16 protein-coding genes are annotated in these 16,428 nt (G+C 71.9%); 13 read left to right on the top strand and 3 right to left on the bottom strand.

What is annotated here, in order from left to right:
• The first annotated feature begins 56 nt into the window (after nt 1-56).
• Both ACQEVJ_RS17620 and ACQEVJ_RS17615 read left to right on the top strand, forming a co-directional pair.
• A complete protein-coding gene (locus ACQEVJ_RS17620) occupies nt 57-1,115 on the top strand; it encodes an LLM class flavin-dependent oxidoreductase (RefSeq protein ID WP_433102226.1) in 1,059 nt (352 codons plus the stop codon).
• Nucleotides 1,116-1,246: 131 nt separating this feature from the next.
• Nucleotides 1,247-1,567, top strand: a complete 321-nt coding sequence (locus tag ACQEVJ_RS17615) for a hypothetical protein (RefSeq protein ID WP_433102224.1) — start codon at nt 1,247-1,249, stop codon at nt 1,565-1,567.
• A gap of 108 nt (nt 1,568-1,675) precedes the next feature.
• Here the strand turns inward: ACQEVJ_RS17615 and ACQEVJ_RS17610 are convergent, their stop codons facing one another.
• Nucleotides 1,676-2,569 carry a TIGR03619 family F420-dependent LLM class oxidoreductase gene (locus ACQEVJ_RS17610; protein WP_433102222.1) on the bottom strand — a complete coding sequence of 298 codons (894 nt, stop codon included), beginning with the start codon at nt 2,567-2,569 and terminating at the stop codon, nt 1,676-1,678.
• 23 nt (nt 2,570-2,592) lie between these two features.
• Between ACQEVJ_RS17610 and ACQEVJ_RS17605 the strand changes: the two genes are divergently transcribed.
• Entirely contained in the window at nt 2,593-3,438 is an 846-nt protein-coding gene (locus tag ACQEVJ_RS17605) for a phosphotransferase family protein (protein WP_433102220.1), read from the top strand.
• Between the two features lie 19 nt (nt 3,439-3,457).
• Nucleotides 3,458-3,721 carry a zf-TFIIB domain-containing protein gene (locus tag ACQEVJ_RS17600; RefSeq protein ID WP_433102218.1) on the top strand — a complete coding sequence of 88 codons (264 nt, stop codon included), beginning with the start codon at nt 3,458-3,460 and terminating at the stop codon, nt 3,719-3,721.
• Nucleotides 3,722-3,766: 45 nt separating this feature from the next.
• Here ACQEVJ_RS17600 and ACQEVJ_RS17595 read toward each other — a convergent pair whose 3' ends face one another.
• Both ACQEVJ_RS17595 and ACQEVJ_RS17590 read right to left on the bottom strand, forming a co-directional pair.
• A complete protein-coding gene (locus ACQEVJ_RS17595) occupies nt 3,767-4,732 on the bottom strand; it encodes a hypothetical protein (protein WP_433102216.1) in 966 nt (321 codons plus the stop codon).
• 43 nt (nt 4,733-4,775) lie between these two features.
• Nucleotides 4,776-6,359 carry an ABC-F family ATP-binding cassette domain-containing protein gene (locus tag ACQEVJ_RS17590; RefSeq protein WP_433102214.1) on the bottom strand — a complete coding sequence of 528 codons (1,584 nt, stop codon included), beginning with the start codon at nt 6,357-6,359 and terminating at the stop codon, nt 4,776-4,778.
• Nucleotides 6,360-6,725: 366 nt separating this feature from the next.
• On the opposite strand from ACQEVJ_RS17590, the gene efeU reads away from it, so the two are divergent.
• The 9 genes from efeU to ACQEVJ_RS17545 all read left to right on the top strand — a co-directional run bounded on the left by efeU (nt 6,726) and on the right by ACQEVJ_RS17545 (nt 16,419).
• Nucleotides 6,726-7,568, top strand: coding sequence for an iron uptake transporter permease EfeU (gene efeU / locus ACQEVJ_RS17585; RefSeq protein WP_433102212.1), 843 nt, complete (start codon nt 6,726-6,728; stop codon nt 7,566-7,568).
• Between the two features lie 15 nt (nt 7,569-7,583).
• Entirely contained in the window at nt 7,584-8,720 is a 1,137-nt protein-coding gene (gene efeO / locus ACQEVJ_RS17580; RefSeq protein WP_433102210.1) for an iron uptake system protein EfeO, read from the top strand.
• Entirely contained in the window at nt 8,717-9,967 is a 1,251-nt protein-coding gene (gene efeB, locus ACQEVJ_RS17575; protein WP_433102208.1) for an iron uptake transporter deferrochelatase/peroxidase subunit, read from the top strand. The genes efeO and efeB overlap by 4 nt, the downstream gene beginning before the upstream one ends.
• A 46-nt stretch (nt 9,968-10,013) precedes the next feature.
• Nucleotides 10,014-10,490: an RrF2 family transcriptional regulator gene (locus ACQEVJ_RS17570; RefSeq protein ID WP_433102206.1), complete on the top strand. Its 477-nt coding sequence runs from the start codon at nt 10,014-10,016 to the stop codon at nt 10,488-10,490.
• 42 nt (nt 10,491-10,532) lie between these two features.
• On the top strand, nt 10,533-11,717 hold the full coding sequence (locus tag ACQEVJ_RS17565) for an MFS transporter (protein ID WP_433102204.1): 1,185 nt from the start codon (nt 10,533-10,535) through the stop codon (nt 11,715-11,717).
• A gap of 190 nt (nt 11,718-11,907) precedes the next feature.
• A complete protein-coding gene (locus ACQEVJ_RS17560) occupies nt 11,908-13,023 on the top strand; it encodes a hypothetical protein (RefSeq protein WP_433102202.1) in 1,116 nt (371 codons plus the stop codon).
• Between the two features lie 45 nt (nt 13,024-13,068).
• A complete protein-coding gene (locus ACQEVJ_RS17555) occupies nt 13,069-14,232 on the top strand; it encodes a toxic anion resistance protein (protein ID WP_433102200.1) in 1,164 nt (387 codons plus the stop codon).
• On the top strand, nt 14,229-15,812 hold the full coding sequence (locus ACQEVJ_RS17550) for an extracellular solute-binding protein (RefSeq protein ID WP_433102198.1): 1,584 nt from the start codon (nt 14,229-14,231) through the stop codon (nt 15,810-15,812). The genes ACQEVJ_RS17555 and ACQEVJ_RS17550 overlap by 4 nt, the downstream gene beginning before the upstream one ends.
• Entirely contained in the window at nt 15,799-16,419 is a 621-nt protein-coding gene (locus ACQEVJ_RS17545; protein ID WP_433102196.1) for a hypothetical protein, read from the top strand. The genes ACQEVJ_RS17550 and ACQEVJ_RS17545 overlap by 14 nt, the downstream gene beginning before the upstream one ends.
• Nucleotides 16,420-16,428: the final 9 nt, after the last annotated feature.

Genomic DNA, 16,428 nt, shown 5'->3' with positions numbered 1-16,428 from the left:
GCACATCCCTCACCCCGTCCGGAAATATCCGGATGCGACCTCAGGTTGGGCCCAGCATGAGCATGGACAACATCCGCGGGGTGCCGCATGGGACGGCCGAGGTGCCGCTGTCGATCCTGGAGCTCGCGACCGTCGGCGAGGGCTCGACACCCACCGAGGCGCTGCGCGACGCCACAGAACTGGCCCGGCGGGCCGAGGAGTGGGGCTACCACCGCATCTGGGTCGCCGAACACCACGGAATGCCCGGAGTGGCCAGCTCCTCTCCGGCCGTGCTCATCGCGCACCTCGCGGCGGCGACCCGGTCGATCCGGATCGGCTCCGGCGGCGTGATGCTGCCCAACCACGCCCCGCTGGTGATCGCCGAGCAGTTCGGCACGCTGCACGCGCTGCACCCCGGCCGCATCGACCTCGGCCTCGGCCGCGCCCCCGGCACCGACATGGCCACGGCGAACGCCCTGCGCCGCTCGGCCGACGTGGACCCCGACGAGTTCCCCCAGCAGGTGGCCGAGCTGACCGGCTTCCTCGACGCCTCCTTCCCGCCCGGCCATCCGTACGAGAAGATCCGGGCCGTGCCGGGCGGTGCCGACTCGGCGGCCACGGGCCGGCCGCCGATCTGGCTGCTCGGCTCCAGCGGGTTCAGCGCCAGGCTGGCCGGGCTGCTCGGGCTGCCGTTCGCCTTCGCCCACCACTTCAGCGCCGCCAACACCGAGCCCGCGCTCGACCTCTACCGCTCCTCGTTCCGGCCCTCGGAGGTGCTCGACCGGCCGTACGCGCTGATCGGGGTGGCGGCCGTCGCGGCCGACACCGACGAGGAGGCGCTGCGCCAGACCATGCCGGGCGCGCTGTCGTGGCTGCGCCTGCGGCATGGGCGTCCCGGCCGCACGCCCACTCCGGAGGAGGCGGAGGCGTACCCGTACACCCCGATGGAGCGGGAGTTCGTCCGCGAACGGCTGTCGACGGTGGTCCACGGCGACCCTCAGACCGTGCGGGACGGGCTGGAGGAGCTGCGCAAGCGCACCGGGGCCGACGAACTGATGATCACCACGCAGGTCCACGGCGGCGCCGCGCGCCTGCGCTCCTACGAGCTGATCGCCCGCGCGTACGGGATGATCTAGCACCGCACCCCGTACACCCAGGGTTCCAGGAAAATCGCGGAGGCCGCGAACATCGGCGGCCCGCCGGTCATCCAAACATCGGAGACCGGAGGGGAGGGGCCTCTCCGGGGTTTCCGGCGAAAGGAAGGACCATGATCCAACGGGGGATCCGCAACGGCGTCCTGACCCTGTCCGCGACGGCGCTGCTGACCGTCGCCGCCGCCGCTCAGGCCGGCGCCGCGTCCGCCGCCCCGGCGTCCGTGAGCGCCGCGAGCTGCGCGCGCGTCAACCACTCGTCCGGCTACGTCACCCAGACCGTGAAGGTGACCAACAACTGCGGCTACACCGTCTCCTTCTCCGTCCGGCGCGTGGGGCCCGACAGCCCCTGCTACATCGTCCGCCCTGGTCACTACCGGACGTACAAGTGGGGCAACGGGCTGAACTACCAGGGCATCAGGTGGAACTGCTCCTGAGCCTCGCTTCGCGGACGCCCGCCTGAGCGGGCGTCCGCCCATGTAGTCGTCCAGTGCAGTCGCGGCACCTCGTCCGTGAGGCTCATCCGTGAGGCTCATCCGTGAGGCTCACCGGGGGGCGAGGGCCTCCAGGGCCTCCTCCGCGCGGCGCATGGAGTCGCGGGGGTCGGCCTCGGGGTTGCCGATCTCCGGGTCGAAGTTGAGGTCGTGGAAGACCTCGGTCACGCCCTTGGCCTCGAGCGCCTCGACGTCCCGCCGGATCTTGTCGTACGACCCGGTCAGCGGGCCCTCGTCCTCCGGGCGGACGCGGGTGACGCCGCGGACGACGAACCGCAGCGCGTCCGGGTCGCGGCCCGCCTGCCGGGCCGCCTCCTTCACGATGGCGATCTGCTGGTCGATCGCGTCCAGGTCGGCGCGGCTGGAGCTGATCCAGCCATCGGCGATCCGCCCGGCCCGCTCCAGCGCCACCCGGGCCGTGCCGCCGAGCATCACCGGCGGCGGCGTGGCCGGTTTGGGGTCCTGGTGCGAGCGCGGCACCTCGTAGAACTCGCCCTTGTGCTCGACGACGTCCTCGGTCCACAGCCGCCGCAGCAGGCCGACGTACTCCTCGCCACGCCTGCCGCGCCGCTCCATCGGCACGCCCGACGCCGCGAACTCCTCGGGCAGCCAGCCGAGCCCCAGGCCCACGTCGAGCCTGCCGCCGGACACCTCCTGGAGGGAGGTGAGCTGCTTGGCCATCAGGACCGGGGAGACGAAGGGCAGGTTGAGCACGGCCACCCCGAGCCGTACCCGCTCGGTGACGCCCGCCAGGTACGCGAGCGCGACGACGGGGTCGTGCACGCTCCGGTAGACCGGCCCCATCGGGTTGCCGACGGGGTAGAGCAGGCGCTGGAACGTCCACACCCCGTGGTAGCCGAGCTCGTCCGCGCGGCGCGCGATCCGCTTCATGTTCTCCGGCGTCGCCCACGAGCCCGACACCGGCACAGAAAACCCAATCCTCATAACCGCACCCTAGGGTGTCCCCCGTGATCGAGGAACTGGCGCGGCTGGCGCGCCGCGACGGGCCGGTGACGGTGCTCAAGCAGACCCGGGTGCTCGTGGTCCGAGTCGGAGACGTCGTCGTCAAGGCCCACCCCCCGGGCACCGACGAACGCGCCCTGCGTGCCCGCCTCGACGCCGCCGGGAACCTGCCCGGCGTCTTGCTGGCCCCTCTCGGCCTCGAACGGCTGGACGGCAGGCTCGTCACGATCTGGCCCGCCGGCGAGGCCCTCACCATCGCCGACGTGGACGCGGGGACGACCCCGTGGGAGGAAGGCGGCAGGCTGCTCGCCCTGCTGCACGCCCGGCCGGCGCCCGCGGGGCTGCCGCCCGCCGGGGGACCGTCACGGCTGCCCAGGGCCATGGCCGACCTGGCGGCGGCCGGCGTCCCGGACGCCGTCGCCGCGCCCATCCGGGCGGCGTACGCGACGCTGCCGCCGGCCGGGGAGGGCGGCGCGCTGACGCACGGCGACTGGCACCTCGGCCAGATCGTCCGGCACGACGGCGCGTGGCTGCTGATCGACCCCGACGACCTGGGCGCGGGCGACCCCGCGTGGGACCTGGCCCGCCCGGCCGCGTGGTACGCCGCCGGCCTGCTCGACCCCCGGGACTGGGAGCGCCTCCTCACCGCCTACCTCGCGGCGGGCGGGACCGCCGTCTCCGCGGACGATCCGTGGCGGGAACTCGACGCGCCGGCCCGGGCGTTGACCGTCCAACTGGCCGCGACGGCGGTGGCCACGGCGGCGCGGGCGGGGGAACCGCCCGACGACGCCGCAGAGGCCCTGGTGTCCGCCTGCGGGAGGATCGTCGCGGCCACGGAGGCCGAGACCTGACCGAGGGAGAGTTCGTCACATGGAGTGCCCCAAGTGCCGTGGCCGGATGCGGACGTTCGACCGCAACGGGGTTCACATCGAGCAGTGTGACAACTGTCGGGGGATCTTCCTCGACTACGGCGAGCTGGAGACGCTGACCCGGATGGAGACCCAGTGGGCTCAGCAGCACTACGCTCCCCCGCCGCCGGCGCACGGAGGGCCCGCCTGGGGCGGCCACCACGGCGGCCACCACGGCCACCACCATCGGGGAAACAGCTGGGTCGGCATGCTGTTCTCCAGCTGAGCCCCTCTCCAGCCGAACCCCGCACAGAGCCTCCGGCGTGCCCGGTCACGCCGGGAAGGCGTCCGGGTCCACTTCGCTCGTGCTGGCGTTCCCGCCGAACACGGCGTCGAGGGTGAGCGTCCAGTCCTTCCAGCTCACGCCGCCGCCCGTGTAGACGGTCCGGAACGTCAGGGAGTCGTCGAACTTGGAGAAGCCGCAGTTCCTGGTGAAGGCACGGCTGCCCCTGTCGTAGTCCACCCCCGTGGTGAAGTAGATGCGGTAGGTGCCGTCCTTGATGTTCGCGACCTTCGCGGTCGACCGCTTGCGCACGTAGAAGCTGACCGCCTTGCGCCCTCCGCGTACGAGGGTCACGACGCCGTCCTGCGTGCCGCCGTTCTTCACGCTCAGGCTGCCCCGTCCGCCGCGGATCGCCGAGAGGAGCATCGTGCCGTTGCCGAGGCGGCGGGCGCGCTGGGCCGGCGGCTTGATCTGGACCACCGGGTAGTCTCCGGCCTTCGCGAGGTCGCCCGCGGCAGCCCTGAGCGTCTTGAACTCGCCCGACAGGCCGAGCCTGGCCAGCACGGCCGTCCCGCTGCACAGGGCGTGCGACGTCACGTCCTCGTCCAGCGCGCCGAGCCTGCCGTTCAGGCCGCGCAGCGCCGCGACGTAGTCGGTGTGCTCGGGGCTGACGTCCGCGGGAGGCCGCAGGCCGCCGAGCCGCCCCAGCGCGGAGTCCAGGGCGCTTTCCGCCCGGCCGATGCGCTGGTGGAGCGACCGGAATGTCCGCGCCTTGGCGATGGCGGCGAGCGTCGTGCGGGCGGGGCGTCCGGCGGCATCGAGTGCGCTCCGGTACGCCTCTGGAGTCAGCGCCGGCGCGCCGGAGGAGGCGGCGGACGGCGCCGCCTCCTCGCCGGAGGCGGCCTTTCCCGATCCGCTGGGCGATCCCGTGCAGGCCGCGAGCGTGACGGACGCGGCCAGCACGGCGACGGCGCCGGCCGGGACAGGGCGTGAGAAGGTCCGGGGGGAGATCACCCGCAACACTGTCAGCCGGTGAGCGGACGCTGTCAACACGTATTCACGCCGACGACGTCACCCCCTCCGCGTCCAGGGTGAGCCACCGGGTGATGCCGATCGACTCGAGGAACGGCAGGTCGTGGGAGACCACCACGAGCGCTCCCCGGTAGGCCGACAGCGCCTGCGCGAGCTGGCGCACGCTGGCCAGGTCGAGGTTGTTGGTCGGCTCGTCCAGCAGCAGGAGCCGCGGCGCGGGCTCGGCCAGCAGCAGCGAGGCCAGCACGGCGCGGAACCTCTCGCCTCCCGACAGCGTGCCCGCCGGTCGTTCGGCCCGTGCGCCCCGGAACAGGAACCGGGCGAGCCCGGCCCTGACGGCGTTGACCGACGCCGCGGGCGCGACCGCCCGCACGTTGTCGACCAGGCTGAGCGCGTCGTCGAGCACGTCGAGCCGCTGCGGCAGGTAGCGCACCGGCACGTTGAGCCGGACCGAGCCCTCACCCGCCGGGATCTCCCCCAGGATCGTGCGCAGCAGCGTCGTCTTGCCCGAGCCGTTCGGCCCCAGCAGGGCGACCCGCTCCGGGCCGCGGACGACCAGGTCGCCGATCGGCCCGGCGGCCGTGCGCAGGCCGTCCAGTTCGAGCACGGTGCGCCCGGCCGGCACCTCGGTGGCGGGCAGCTCCACCCGGATCTCGGCGTCGTCGCGCACCGCCTCCTCCGCCTCGGTCAGCCGCTCACGGGCGGCCGCCACCTTCTCCTCGTGCATCGTGCGGTGCTTGCCCGCCGAGACCTGGGCCTGCCGCTTGCGCTCCTGCATGATGATCTTCGGTTCGCGCTTCTGCTCGTACATCTTGTTGCCGTAGCGCACCCGCCGGGCCAGCTTGGTCTGCGCCTCGGCCAGCTCGCGCCTCTGACGGCGCAGGTCGCCCTCGGCCGCGCGGACCGTCCGCTCTGCGGCCTGCCGCTCGACCGCGAGCACCTCCTCGTACTCGCCGAGCGTGCCGCCGAACGTACGTCGGGCGGGCAGGTCGGCGATCTGGTCCACCAGGTCGAGCAGCGTGCGGTCGTGGCTGACGACGACCAGCGTCCTCGTCCACGACGAGACGGCGTCGTACAGGCGCCGCCGCGCGTCGAGGTCGAGGTTGTTGGTCGGCTCGTCGAGCAGCAGCACGTCGGGCTCGGCGAGGAAGCGCGCGGCGAGCCCGACCATGACGGTCTCGCCGCCCGAGAGCGTCGCGACCGTCCGGTCGAGGTCCACGCTCGCGAGCCCGAGGCGGTCGAGCTCGGCCCGGGCGCGCTCCTCGACGTCCCAGACCACCGCGTCGTAGTTCGCCTCGCTCAGGTCGCCCCGCTCGATCGCGTGCAGCGCCTCCCGCGCGGGTGTGATCCCCAGCAGGTCGGCCACCGTACGGCTCGCGCCGAGCGGGAGGTTCTGCGGCAGATAGCCCAGCCGCCCGGTGACCAGCACCGAGCCGCTCGTCGGGGTCAGCTCTCCGGCGATCAGCTTGAGCAGGGTGGACTTGCCGCTGCCGTTGACGCCGATGAGCCCGGTCCTGCCGGTGCCGAACGCGAAGTCGAGCACCTCGAAGACGGGCGTCCCGTCGGGCCAGGAGAACGACAGATCCGTACAGACAATGGAATGAGACATGAGGCGGCTCCGGATATCCCCAAGGGCGAAATGGTGAACAAACGCATGGAGACACCGCGGGCACGGGCCGCGAGGCGAGGGTCTGCCTGAGGTCGCTGCGCCGGACCACCGATGGCGGCCGTGGGCGCGGTGTCGGGACCTCAGAGCTCCAAGTGACCCTCCAGGGTGCGGCGGCAGGACGTCCGTCACGATAATCGCGAGCGGGGATGGGATGCCACCGAATTAATCCGCGGGCCGCCCGGGGCGTCGCCTCAGCCGTCCCTGAAGGTGACAAAAGACCTACCCCGCTCCACAGGTTCGGGACCTTGTCGGTAAGGTGAACCTGCCCTAACTTAGGTAAGGCTTACCGAGCGTCCGGAGGACGATGTGTTCGCGAGTTACCTCATCGGCCTCCGCGAGGGCCTTGAGGCCACTCTTGTGGTCTCCATCCTGGTGGCCTTCCTCGTCAAGGGCGACCGCCGCGAGCGGCTGCCCATGGTCTGGGCCGGCGTCGGCGCCGCCGTCGCGCTCTCCGTCGCGTTCGGCGCGCTGCTGACCTTCACCGCGGCCCACCTCGCGACGCAGCAGCAGGAGATGTTCGACGCCGTCACGTCCCTGGCCGCGACCGTCTTCGTCACCTTCATGATCTTCTGGATGCGCACGGCGGCCCGCAAGATGTCGGGCGAGTTGCGGGAGAAGATGGGCGCGGCCCTGGAACTCGGAGCCACCGCCGTGGTCGTGGTGGCGTTCCTGTCGGTCGCGCGCGAGGGACTGGAGACCGCGCTGCTGTGGTTCGCCGCCGTCCAGGGCGCGACCAGCAGCGCGAGCCCGTTGATCGGCATCACGCTCGGGTTGCTCACCTCGGTCGCGCTGGGCTGGGGGCTGTACCGCAGCGCCCTGCGGATCAACCTCACGAAGTTCTTCACCTGGACGGGCCTGCTGCTGGTCCTGGTCGCCGCCGGGATCTTCAAGTACGGCGTGCACGACCTGCAGGAGTCGGGACTGGTGCCCGGCCTGAGCACCTACGCCTTCGACATCAGCGGCGTGCTCGACCCCAGCGCCTGGTACTCGACGCTGCTGAGCGGGATGTTCAACATCACCCCGCAGCCCAGCGTGCTGGAGGCCGTCGCCTGGGTCGTCTACCTGGTTCCCGTCCTCATCCTGTTCCTGCGGCCCGCGGCCAAGACGCCGGCGAGCCCCGCCTCCAAGTCTCCCCAGCCCGCTTCCTGACCGGAGTCCACCGAAATGCGCACCCCCACCGTCCTGGCCGCCACCGTGCTGGCCCTCGCCGGTCTCACCGCCTGCTCGTCCACGGACTCCGGCAGCACGACCAAGGCGACCGCGACCGGCGACGGGAAGATCACCGTGGCCGCCACCGACACCGAGTGCAAGGTGGCGAAGTCCGATCTGGCCGCCGGCACCTCGACCTTCGCCATCACCAACAGCGGCTCGAAGGTGACCGAGTTCTACGTGTACGCGGCGGGCGACCGGGTCATGGGCGAGGTCGAGAACATCGTGCCCGGCCTGACCCGCGAGGTCGTGGTGGAACTTCCCGCGGGCGTGTACGAGACCGCCTGCAAGCCGGGGATGACCGGCAAGGGCATCCGCGGCCCCCTCAAGGTCAGCGGCGAGCACAAGCCGCTGACCGACGACGCCAAGCTCGCCGAGGCCGTGGCCAGCTACAAGCGCTACATCAAGAGCCAGTCCGACACGCTGCTCGACAAGACCAAGGAGTTCACCGAGGCGGTCAAGGCCGGCGACGTGGCCAAGTCCAAGGAGCTCTACCCGGTCGCCCGCACCTACTGGGAGCGGATCGAGCCGGTCGCCGAGGTCTTCGGCGACCTCGACCCGGCCATCGACGCGCGGGAGAACGACGTGGCCGACGGTGAGGAGTGGACCGGCTTCCACCGCATCGAGAAGGATCTGTGGGTCAAGAAGGACATCGGCGGCGACGGCCCGATCGCCGAGAAGCTGATGACCGACGTGAACACGATCGTGACGAAGTCCGCGACGGTCGACCTGTCCCCCGTGCAGCTCGCCAACGGCGCCAAGGGACTGCTCGACGAGGTCGCCACCGGCAAGATCACCGGCGAGGAGGACCGCTACTCCCACACGGACCTGTGGGACTTCGACGCCAACCTGCAGGGCTCGAAGGCCGCCGTCCAGGCGCTGCGCCCGGTGCTCGAGGAGCGCGACGCCGAGCTGGTGAAGACGCTCGACGCGAAGTTCGCCGACGCCGAGAACGCGCTCGCCGCCCACCGCAGCGGCGACGGCTGGAAGCTGCACACGGACCTGTCCAAGGACGACCTCAAGGCCCTGTCCGACGCGATCAACGCCCTGGCCGAGCCGATCAGCAAGGTGGCCTCGGTGGTGGCCGGATGAGTGCGGGCATCAGCCGCAGGCGGCTGTTCGGCCTCGGCGCGGCGAGCGTGGCCGCCGTCGGGGCCGGCGCCGTCGTCACCCGGTCGTTCGCGGAGGAGCCGGTCGCCCACGCGGCCTCCACCTCCGACCCCGTGGCCTTCTACGGCCCCCACCAGGCGGGCGTCACCACTCCCGCCCAGGACCGGCTGCACTTCGTGGCGTTCGACGTGACCACGAAGAACAAGGCCGAACTGGTGGAGCTGCTCCAGGAGTGGACCGCCGCCGCGGCCCGGATGACCCAGGGCAAGGACGCCGGCACGTTCGGCGCCGTGGGCGGGTCGCCCGAGGCGCCGCCGGACGACACCGGCGAGGCCCTCGGCCTGCCCGCCTCCGGCCTGACGCTGACCGTCGGCTTCGGCCCGTCGCTGTTCGACGAGCGGTTCGGCCTCGCCGACCGCAGGCCGCCCGCGCTGGCCGACCTGCCCGCCTTCCCCGGCGAGGACCTGCAGTCCGAGATCTCCGGCGGGGACATCTGCGTGCAGGCGTGCGCGCACGACCCGCAGGTGGCGGTGCACGCCATCCGCAACCTCGCCAGGATCGGCTTCGGCAAGGTCTCCGTCCGCTACTCCCAGCTCGGTTTCGGGCGCACCTCGTCCACCTCGCGGGCGCAGGCGACGCCGCGCAACCTCATGGGTTTCAAGGACGGCACCAACAACCTCAAGCTCGAAGACACCGCGATGCTGCGCGACCACCTGTGGGCCGCGCCCGGCGACGGCCCGGCCTGGATGGACGGCGGCACCTACCTGGTCACCCGCAAGATCCGGATGCACATCGAGACCTGGGACCGCGCCCCGCTGGCCGAGCAGGAGGCCATCTTCGGCCGCGACAAGGGCAAGGGCGCGCCGCTCACCGGGCAGGGGGAGTTCGACGCGCCGGACTTCGCCAAGAAGGGCCAGGACGGCGGCCCGGTGATCGCCGGCAACGCGCACGTACGGCTCGCGCACCCCGACGCCCACGGCGGCGCGCGACTGCTGCGGCGCGGCTACAACTTCGTGGACGGCTCCGACGGCCTCGGGCGGCTCGACGCCGGCCTGTTCTTCATGGCCTACCAGCGCGATCCCCGCAAGCAGTTCGTCCCCATCCAGCGGATGCTGTCCCAGAAGGACGCTCTGAACGAGTACATCAAGCACGTCTCCAGCGGCCTGTTCGCCTGCCCGCCCGGAGTGGTCGACGGCGGCGACTACTGGGGCCGCACGCTGTTCGCCTGACACCTCCGCCGCCCCCATGACAACCGGGATGTGTATAGTCCCGGTTATGCGGATGGGCGAGGGTGTCGAGTGGGGACTGCACTGCTGCGTGACGCTGGGCTGGCTCGACGAGCAGGCCCCCGTGTCGATCCGCCGGCTGGCCGCCTGGTTCGACCTGCCGCAGGAGTACCTGAAGAAGCGGCTGCAGCCGCTCGCCCGCGCCGGGATCCTCACCTCCAGCCCCGGCGTACGGGGTGGCTGGGCGCTCGCCCGCCCGCCCGAGCGGATCACGGTGATGGACGTCGTCACCGCCGTGGAGGGGCCGCTCGAGGCGTTCCGCTGCGCGGAGATCCGCAAGCGCGGAGTGAGCGGGCGTGACGCCGGCCCCGAGTTCGACCGGCCCTGCGGCATCTCCAGCCTCATGCGCCGGGCCGAGCTGGCGTGGCGGCGCGAGCTGGCCGGCCGTACGATCGCCGACCTGATGGAGCAGGCCCCCGCGGGCGCGGCGCGCACCCGCCGCAACTACAGCCGCATGACGGACTGATCCCCCCACCTGGCACGGAGCATTCTCATGAAAGAAACAGGGATGTTGGATGTCCCGGTTGGCCGGCGCGAGGCCGCACCGCGAGGGCTCGGCTCGACCCTCGTCCTGGCCCTCGGGACGTTCGCCGTCGGGACCGACGCGTACGTGGTGGCCGGGTTCCTGCCCGCTATGGCGCACTCGCTGCGGGTGACGGAGGGCACCGCCGGGCAGTCGGCGACGGCCTTCGCCATCGCCTACGCCGTGTTGTCACCCGTCCTGGCCACCGCGCTGGCCCGGATGCCGCGCCGCGCCCTGCTGGTCGGCGCCCTGGTCGTGCTCGCCCTGGCCAATCTCGCCTCGGCGCTGGCGCCGAACTTCGCCGCGCTGATGGTCACGCGGGTGCTGGCCGCGTCCGGCGCCGCGGCGTTCACCCCGAACGCGGGCGCGGTGGCCGCGTCGCTGGTCGCGCCCGCGCAGCGGGCCCGGGCGCTGGCCGTGGTGGTCGGCGGCCTGACCGTCGCCACCGCCCTCGGCGTGCCCCTGGGCAACCTGGCCGGGAAGATCCTCGACTGGCGCGCGGCACTCGGCCTGGTCGCGGCGCTGTGCGCGGTCTGCGCGCTCGGCGTGTTCGCCGCGATGCCCGCGATGCCCGGCAACCCGCGCATCCCGCTGGGGGAACGACTGGCGGCGCTGCGGCGGCCCGGGGTGGTCGCGGTGCTGCCGCTGACCGTGCTCGGCCTGGCCGCCAGTTATGGGCTCTACGCCTTCGCCGTTCCCGTGATGCGTGCGCTCGGGGCCGGAGCGCAGGCGGAGACCTGGCTGCTGTTCCTGTACGGCGCCGGCGCGGTCGCGGGCAACCTGGTGGCGGGCGCCATGGTGGACCGGCACGGGCCCATTCCCGTGCAGGCGGCCGGGTTCGCCGTGCTCACCGTGACGCTGGCCGTCTCCGCCTGGGCGGCCGGGGCGGGCACGCACTGGCTGCCGCTGACCGCCACGCTGATGGCGGCCTGGGGCGCGGCGACCTGGTTCCAGACCCCGGCGCAGCAGGTCCGGCTGATCAACGCCGCGCCCCGGGAGACCGCCGTGGTCGTCGGACTGAACTCCTCGGCCCTGTACGCCGGGATCGGCCTCGGCACGGCGCTGGCCGGCGCCCTGCTTCCGGTCGGCCCGCCCGTGGCGCTCGCCGTCTGCGCGGGACTGGCCCTGATGTGCCTGCCCTACCTGGGCGCCACCCGCCGGTACCGCTGACGCCGTTCGATCGGCAATAGGTGATATAGCGGTATTCTCGGCATCAAATCGCCTCTAACCTCATTCATTACTTCACGATGAACATTTCCTGAATTCTTAGGCTTATCCTTCTCCTCCCGCTCGCTCATTCCCCCTATCTCCCATAATCCGGAATACGGGGATCAGGGACACGGGGCGAAGGAAAGCATGAATGAAGCGTTGGATCGGGGTCGGACTGGCGCTGGTGCTGGGCGCCGCCGTCGTCCTCGCCCTCGTGCTGGGCAACGGCGGGGGCGGCAGCGGAGGTGAACAGCAAGCGCTCACCACGGTCCGCGGTGTGATCGGTTCGGAGAAGAAGCCCTTCTTCGACGACCCCGCGGTCAGGGCGGCGTTCGCCAGGCACGGGCTCCGGGTCGAGGTCGACACCGCGGGGTCCCGCGAAATCGCGACCACGGTGGACCTGCGCGCGTACGACTTCGCCTTCCCCTCCAGCGTCCCGGCCGCAGAGAAGATCAGGCAGGCACGCAAGATCACGCGGACGTACTCGCCGTTCTACTCACCGATGGCGATCGCGACGTTCCAGCCGATCGTGGACGTGCTCGCGAAGGCGGGCGTGGTCCACGACTCGGGTGCGGGCTACGAGGTCCTCGACCTGCGCAGGTTCCTCGACCTCGTCGCGAAGGGCACCCGCTGGGACGCGCTACCGGGCAACACCTCCTATCGCGCCCGCAAACGGGTCCTGCTCACCACCACCGACGTCCGTACGTCGAACTCGGCCGCCATGTACCTCGCGGCGACCAGCTACGTGGCCAACGGCGACGACGTCGTGAGCTCGCGGGAGCAGGTCGCCGGGGCGGCGCGGACGGTCGCCCCGCTGTTCCTCGACCAGGGCTACTCGGAGTCCTCCACGGAGGCGCCCTTCGAGGACTACCTCGCGCTGGGCATCGGGAAGACGCCGATGGTGGTGATCTACGAGGCGCAGTACGCCGCGCGACTGTTCGCGGGCGGCGAGGCGATCCGGCCCGGCATGCGGCTGATCTACCCCGCGCCGACCGTGCTCAGCAAGCACACGCTCGTCCCGCTCACGGACCGGGCCGCGGAGGTCGGGCGACTGCTGCAGGAGGATCCCGAGTTCGCCCGTCTCGCCGCGAGGTACGGCTTCCGCACCGCCGACCCCAAGGTCTTCGCGGACCTGGTGACCAAGGCGAAGGCCCCGATCGCCGGAAGCCTGGTCGACGTGGTCGAACCGCCCGCCTACGACCGACTGGAAGACCTCATCTCGGCCATCGAGCGGAGCTACCTGGCCGGCGCGAAGCCGTCGTCCTGACCCCCTTTTTTCAGGAAGACAGAAAGACAGGAAGAGAGGACACCCGTGTCCGAAGATCTGGTGCTGACTCCGCCCGCCCCGGTGGCGGCGGTGCCGGTCGAGAAGGCGGCCGGCATGCTGCCGCTCCCCGGCGAGCGCGGCGCCGAACTCGCCCGCAAGGCGTCCGGCTTCGCCGAGGAGCTCACCACACTCGACCCCCGGTCGCCGGAGTTCGCCAGGAAGGTGCACGACATCACCTCGATGGGCGACTCGGAGATCCGCGCCTCCTCCCAGGTGGCCAACCGGATGCTCAAGCGTCCGGTCGCGGCGCTGGCCTCGGCCAAGGGCGAGGGCGCCGACGGCCAGGCGCGGGTCGCCGGTCAGCTCGTGGCGCTGCGCCGTACGATCGTCGACCTCGACCCCAAGCAGGCGACCGCGGGCACCCGGCGGCTGCTCGGGATCATCCCGTTCGGCGACCGGCTGCGCGACTACTTCGCCAAGTACCGCAGCGCGCAAAAGCACATCGACGACATCATCCGGGCGCTCAAGTCCGGGCAGGACGAGCTGCGCAAGGACAACGCCGCCATCGAGGGGGAGAAGGCGAACCTCTGGGAGTCGATGACGAAGCTCCAGGAGTACGCCGTGCTGGCGGCGGCGCTCGACGCGGAGCTGCAGGGACGGATCGACCAGATCGAGCTCACCGACCCCGAGAAGGCGAACGCCCTGCGGTCGGACGCGCTGTTCGGCGTGCGCCAGAAGCACCAGGACCTGCTGACCCAGCTCGCCGTTTCGGCCCAGGGCTACCTCGCGCTCGACCTGGTGCGCAAGAACAACCTGGAGCTGATCAAGGGGGTGGAGCGGGCCACCACCACGACGATCGCGGCGCTGCGCACGGCCGTCACGGTGGCCCAGGCCCTCGCCAACCAGAAGCTGGTGCTCGACCAGATCACGGCGCTGAACACCACCACCTCCGATCTGATCCTCGCGACCAGCGAGATGCTGCGCACGCAGGCGGGAGACATCCAGACCCAGGCCGCCGCCACGACCGTGAGCATGGAGTCGCTGAGCAAGGCGTTCGACAACATCTACTCGACGATGGACATGATCGACGGCTTCAAGGCCAAGGCCGTGGAGAGCATGGCCGTCACCGTCGACAGCCTCACCGCGGAGCTCGACCACGCCCGCACCTACCTGGAGCGGGCGCGCCGCGCCGACGAGGCCGGGTCGTGAGGAGAGCGATCACGGCCACCGCCCTGGCCCTGCTGCTGACCGTCACGGCCGCCTGCTCGGGCGCGGGCGGGGACGCCCCTCCGGAAGACGGCCCGGACGTGCTGCGCGTCCTCGCGGGCAGCGAGATCAAGGACCTGGAGCCGCTGCTCGCCAAGGCGGCCGGCGCGGCGGGCGTGAAGGTGTCGCTCTCCTACACCGGCACGCTGGACGGCGCCGAACAGGTGGCGAACGGCGGAGCGGACGGCCGCTACGACGCGGTCTGGTTCTCCTCCAACCGCTACCTGTCTCTGATCGACGGGGCGAGCGCGCGCCTGTCCACCCAGACCAAGATCATGCTCTCGCCCGTGGTGCTCGGCCTCAGCCGCGCCAAGGCCCGCGAGCTCGGCTGGGACACCGGCCAGGCGACCTGGACGGACATCGCCGAGGCCGCCCGGAAACACCGCTTCACCTTCGGCATGACGAACCCCGCGTCGTCGAACTCGGGCTTTTCCGCCCTGGTCGGTGTGGCGGCGGCGCTGTCGGACGCCGGCGAGGCGCTCGACCAGGCCCAGATCACGGCCGTCACCCCCCGGCTCGTCGGGTTCTTCTCCGCGCAGACCCTCACCGCGGGCTCCTCCGGCTGGCTCGCCGACGCGTTCCGGCGGCACACGGACGTGGACGGGCTGATCAACTACGAGTCCGTGCTACTCGGCCTGCGCACCGCCTCCGGCGAGCCACTCACGCTGGTCTATCCCGGCGACGGCGTCGTCACCGCCGACTACCCGCTCACGCTGCTCGCCTCCTCTCCCAAGAAGGAGCTGTACGGCAAGCTGGCGGCCTGGCTGCGCACGCCCGGGGTGCAGCGCGAGATCATGACGACCACGGCCCGGCGGCCCATCGTGCCCGAGGTGCGGCCCGACGCCAGGTTCGGCACCGCTCCGCTGCTGGAGCTGCCCTTCCCCAACCGGCGCAGCGCCGCCGACGCGCTGATCAACGCGTACCTCAACCAGGTGCGCCGCCCGTCACGCACGGTGTTCGTGCTGGACACCTCCGGGTCGATGGAGGGCGACCGCATCGACGCGCTCAAGCAGGCGCTCGCCGCGCTGACCGGCGCCGACGCGTCGGCCTCCGGCCAGTTCTCCCGGTTCCGCAACAGGGAGACGGTCACGCTGCTGCCGTTCAGCGGCGTGGCCGGCCCGGCGAGCACGTTCACGGTGCCGGAACGCGATCCCGCCACGGTCCTGCGTCAGATTCGCGCGTACGGCGACGGCCTGGCGGCGAAGGGCGGCACCGCGATCTACGACGGCCTCCGCGACGCGTACGAGACGGTCCGGCGCGGCCAGGGTGGTGGACAGGGCGGCGAGGACTTCACCTCGATCGTGCTCATGACGGACGGCGAGAACACCGACGGCTCCTCCTACGAGGACTTCGCAGGCTTCTACCGGACCCTGGGCACCCGGATCCCCACGTTCGTGGTGCTGTTCGGCGACAGCGACGTGACCGAGATGCGCCAGGTCGCCACGCTCACCGGCGGCGCGGTGTTCGACGCCCGGCAGGCGTCGCTCGCCTCGGCGTTCAAGGAGATCCGTGGCTACCAGTGACCGGATCCTGGCCTACCTCGGCTCGACGCGGAACATCGTCGGCTCCGCCCTCGCACTCGGCGGCCTCGGGCTGCACTTCCTCGGCCTCGCCGGCTCGCTGTGGCCGGTGGTCGTCGCCGGGCTCTACGGCGTGGGCGCCCTGCTCACCCCGCCCGACCGGGTGCGGCTGACGATCTCACACGCCGAGGTCGAGACGCGGGCGCTGCGGAACGACCTCGACGCCCTCGTGTCCAAGGTGGCGGCGCCCCGCTTCCCCGAGGACGTCGTGGCCAAGGTCGCCGACCTCGCCGCGATCCTGCGCGACGTACTGGCCAGGGCGGAGGCGCTCACCTCCGCCCCCGACCACCTGCACGTCGTCTCCCAGGCCGTCCGCGACTACCTGCCCACCAGCCTGGAGGCGTACGCCAACCTGCCGAGGTCGTACGCGCTGACCCGCCGGGGGTCGCGCGAGCGCAGCGCGCACGAGGAGCTGATGGCGCAGCTCGGCCTGCTGGAGTCGGGGTTGTCGGCGATCGCGGAGGCCGTCTACCAGGGGGACGAGCAGGCGCTCAGGGACCAGGGCCGGTTCCTGCGGGACCGCTTCGGCGGCTCGTCCCTCGATCTGTAGTCACAGATC

Source organism: Microbispora sp. CA-102843 (assembly GCF_050936215.1).
Classification (GTDB): Bacteria; Actinomycetota; Actinomycetes; order Streptosporangiales; family Streptosporangiaceae; genus Microbispora.
The sequence above is the reverse complement of the archived record's forward strand: the minus strand, read 5'-3'. Positions and strand labels throughout refer to the sequence as shown.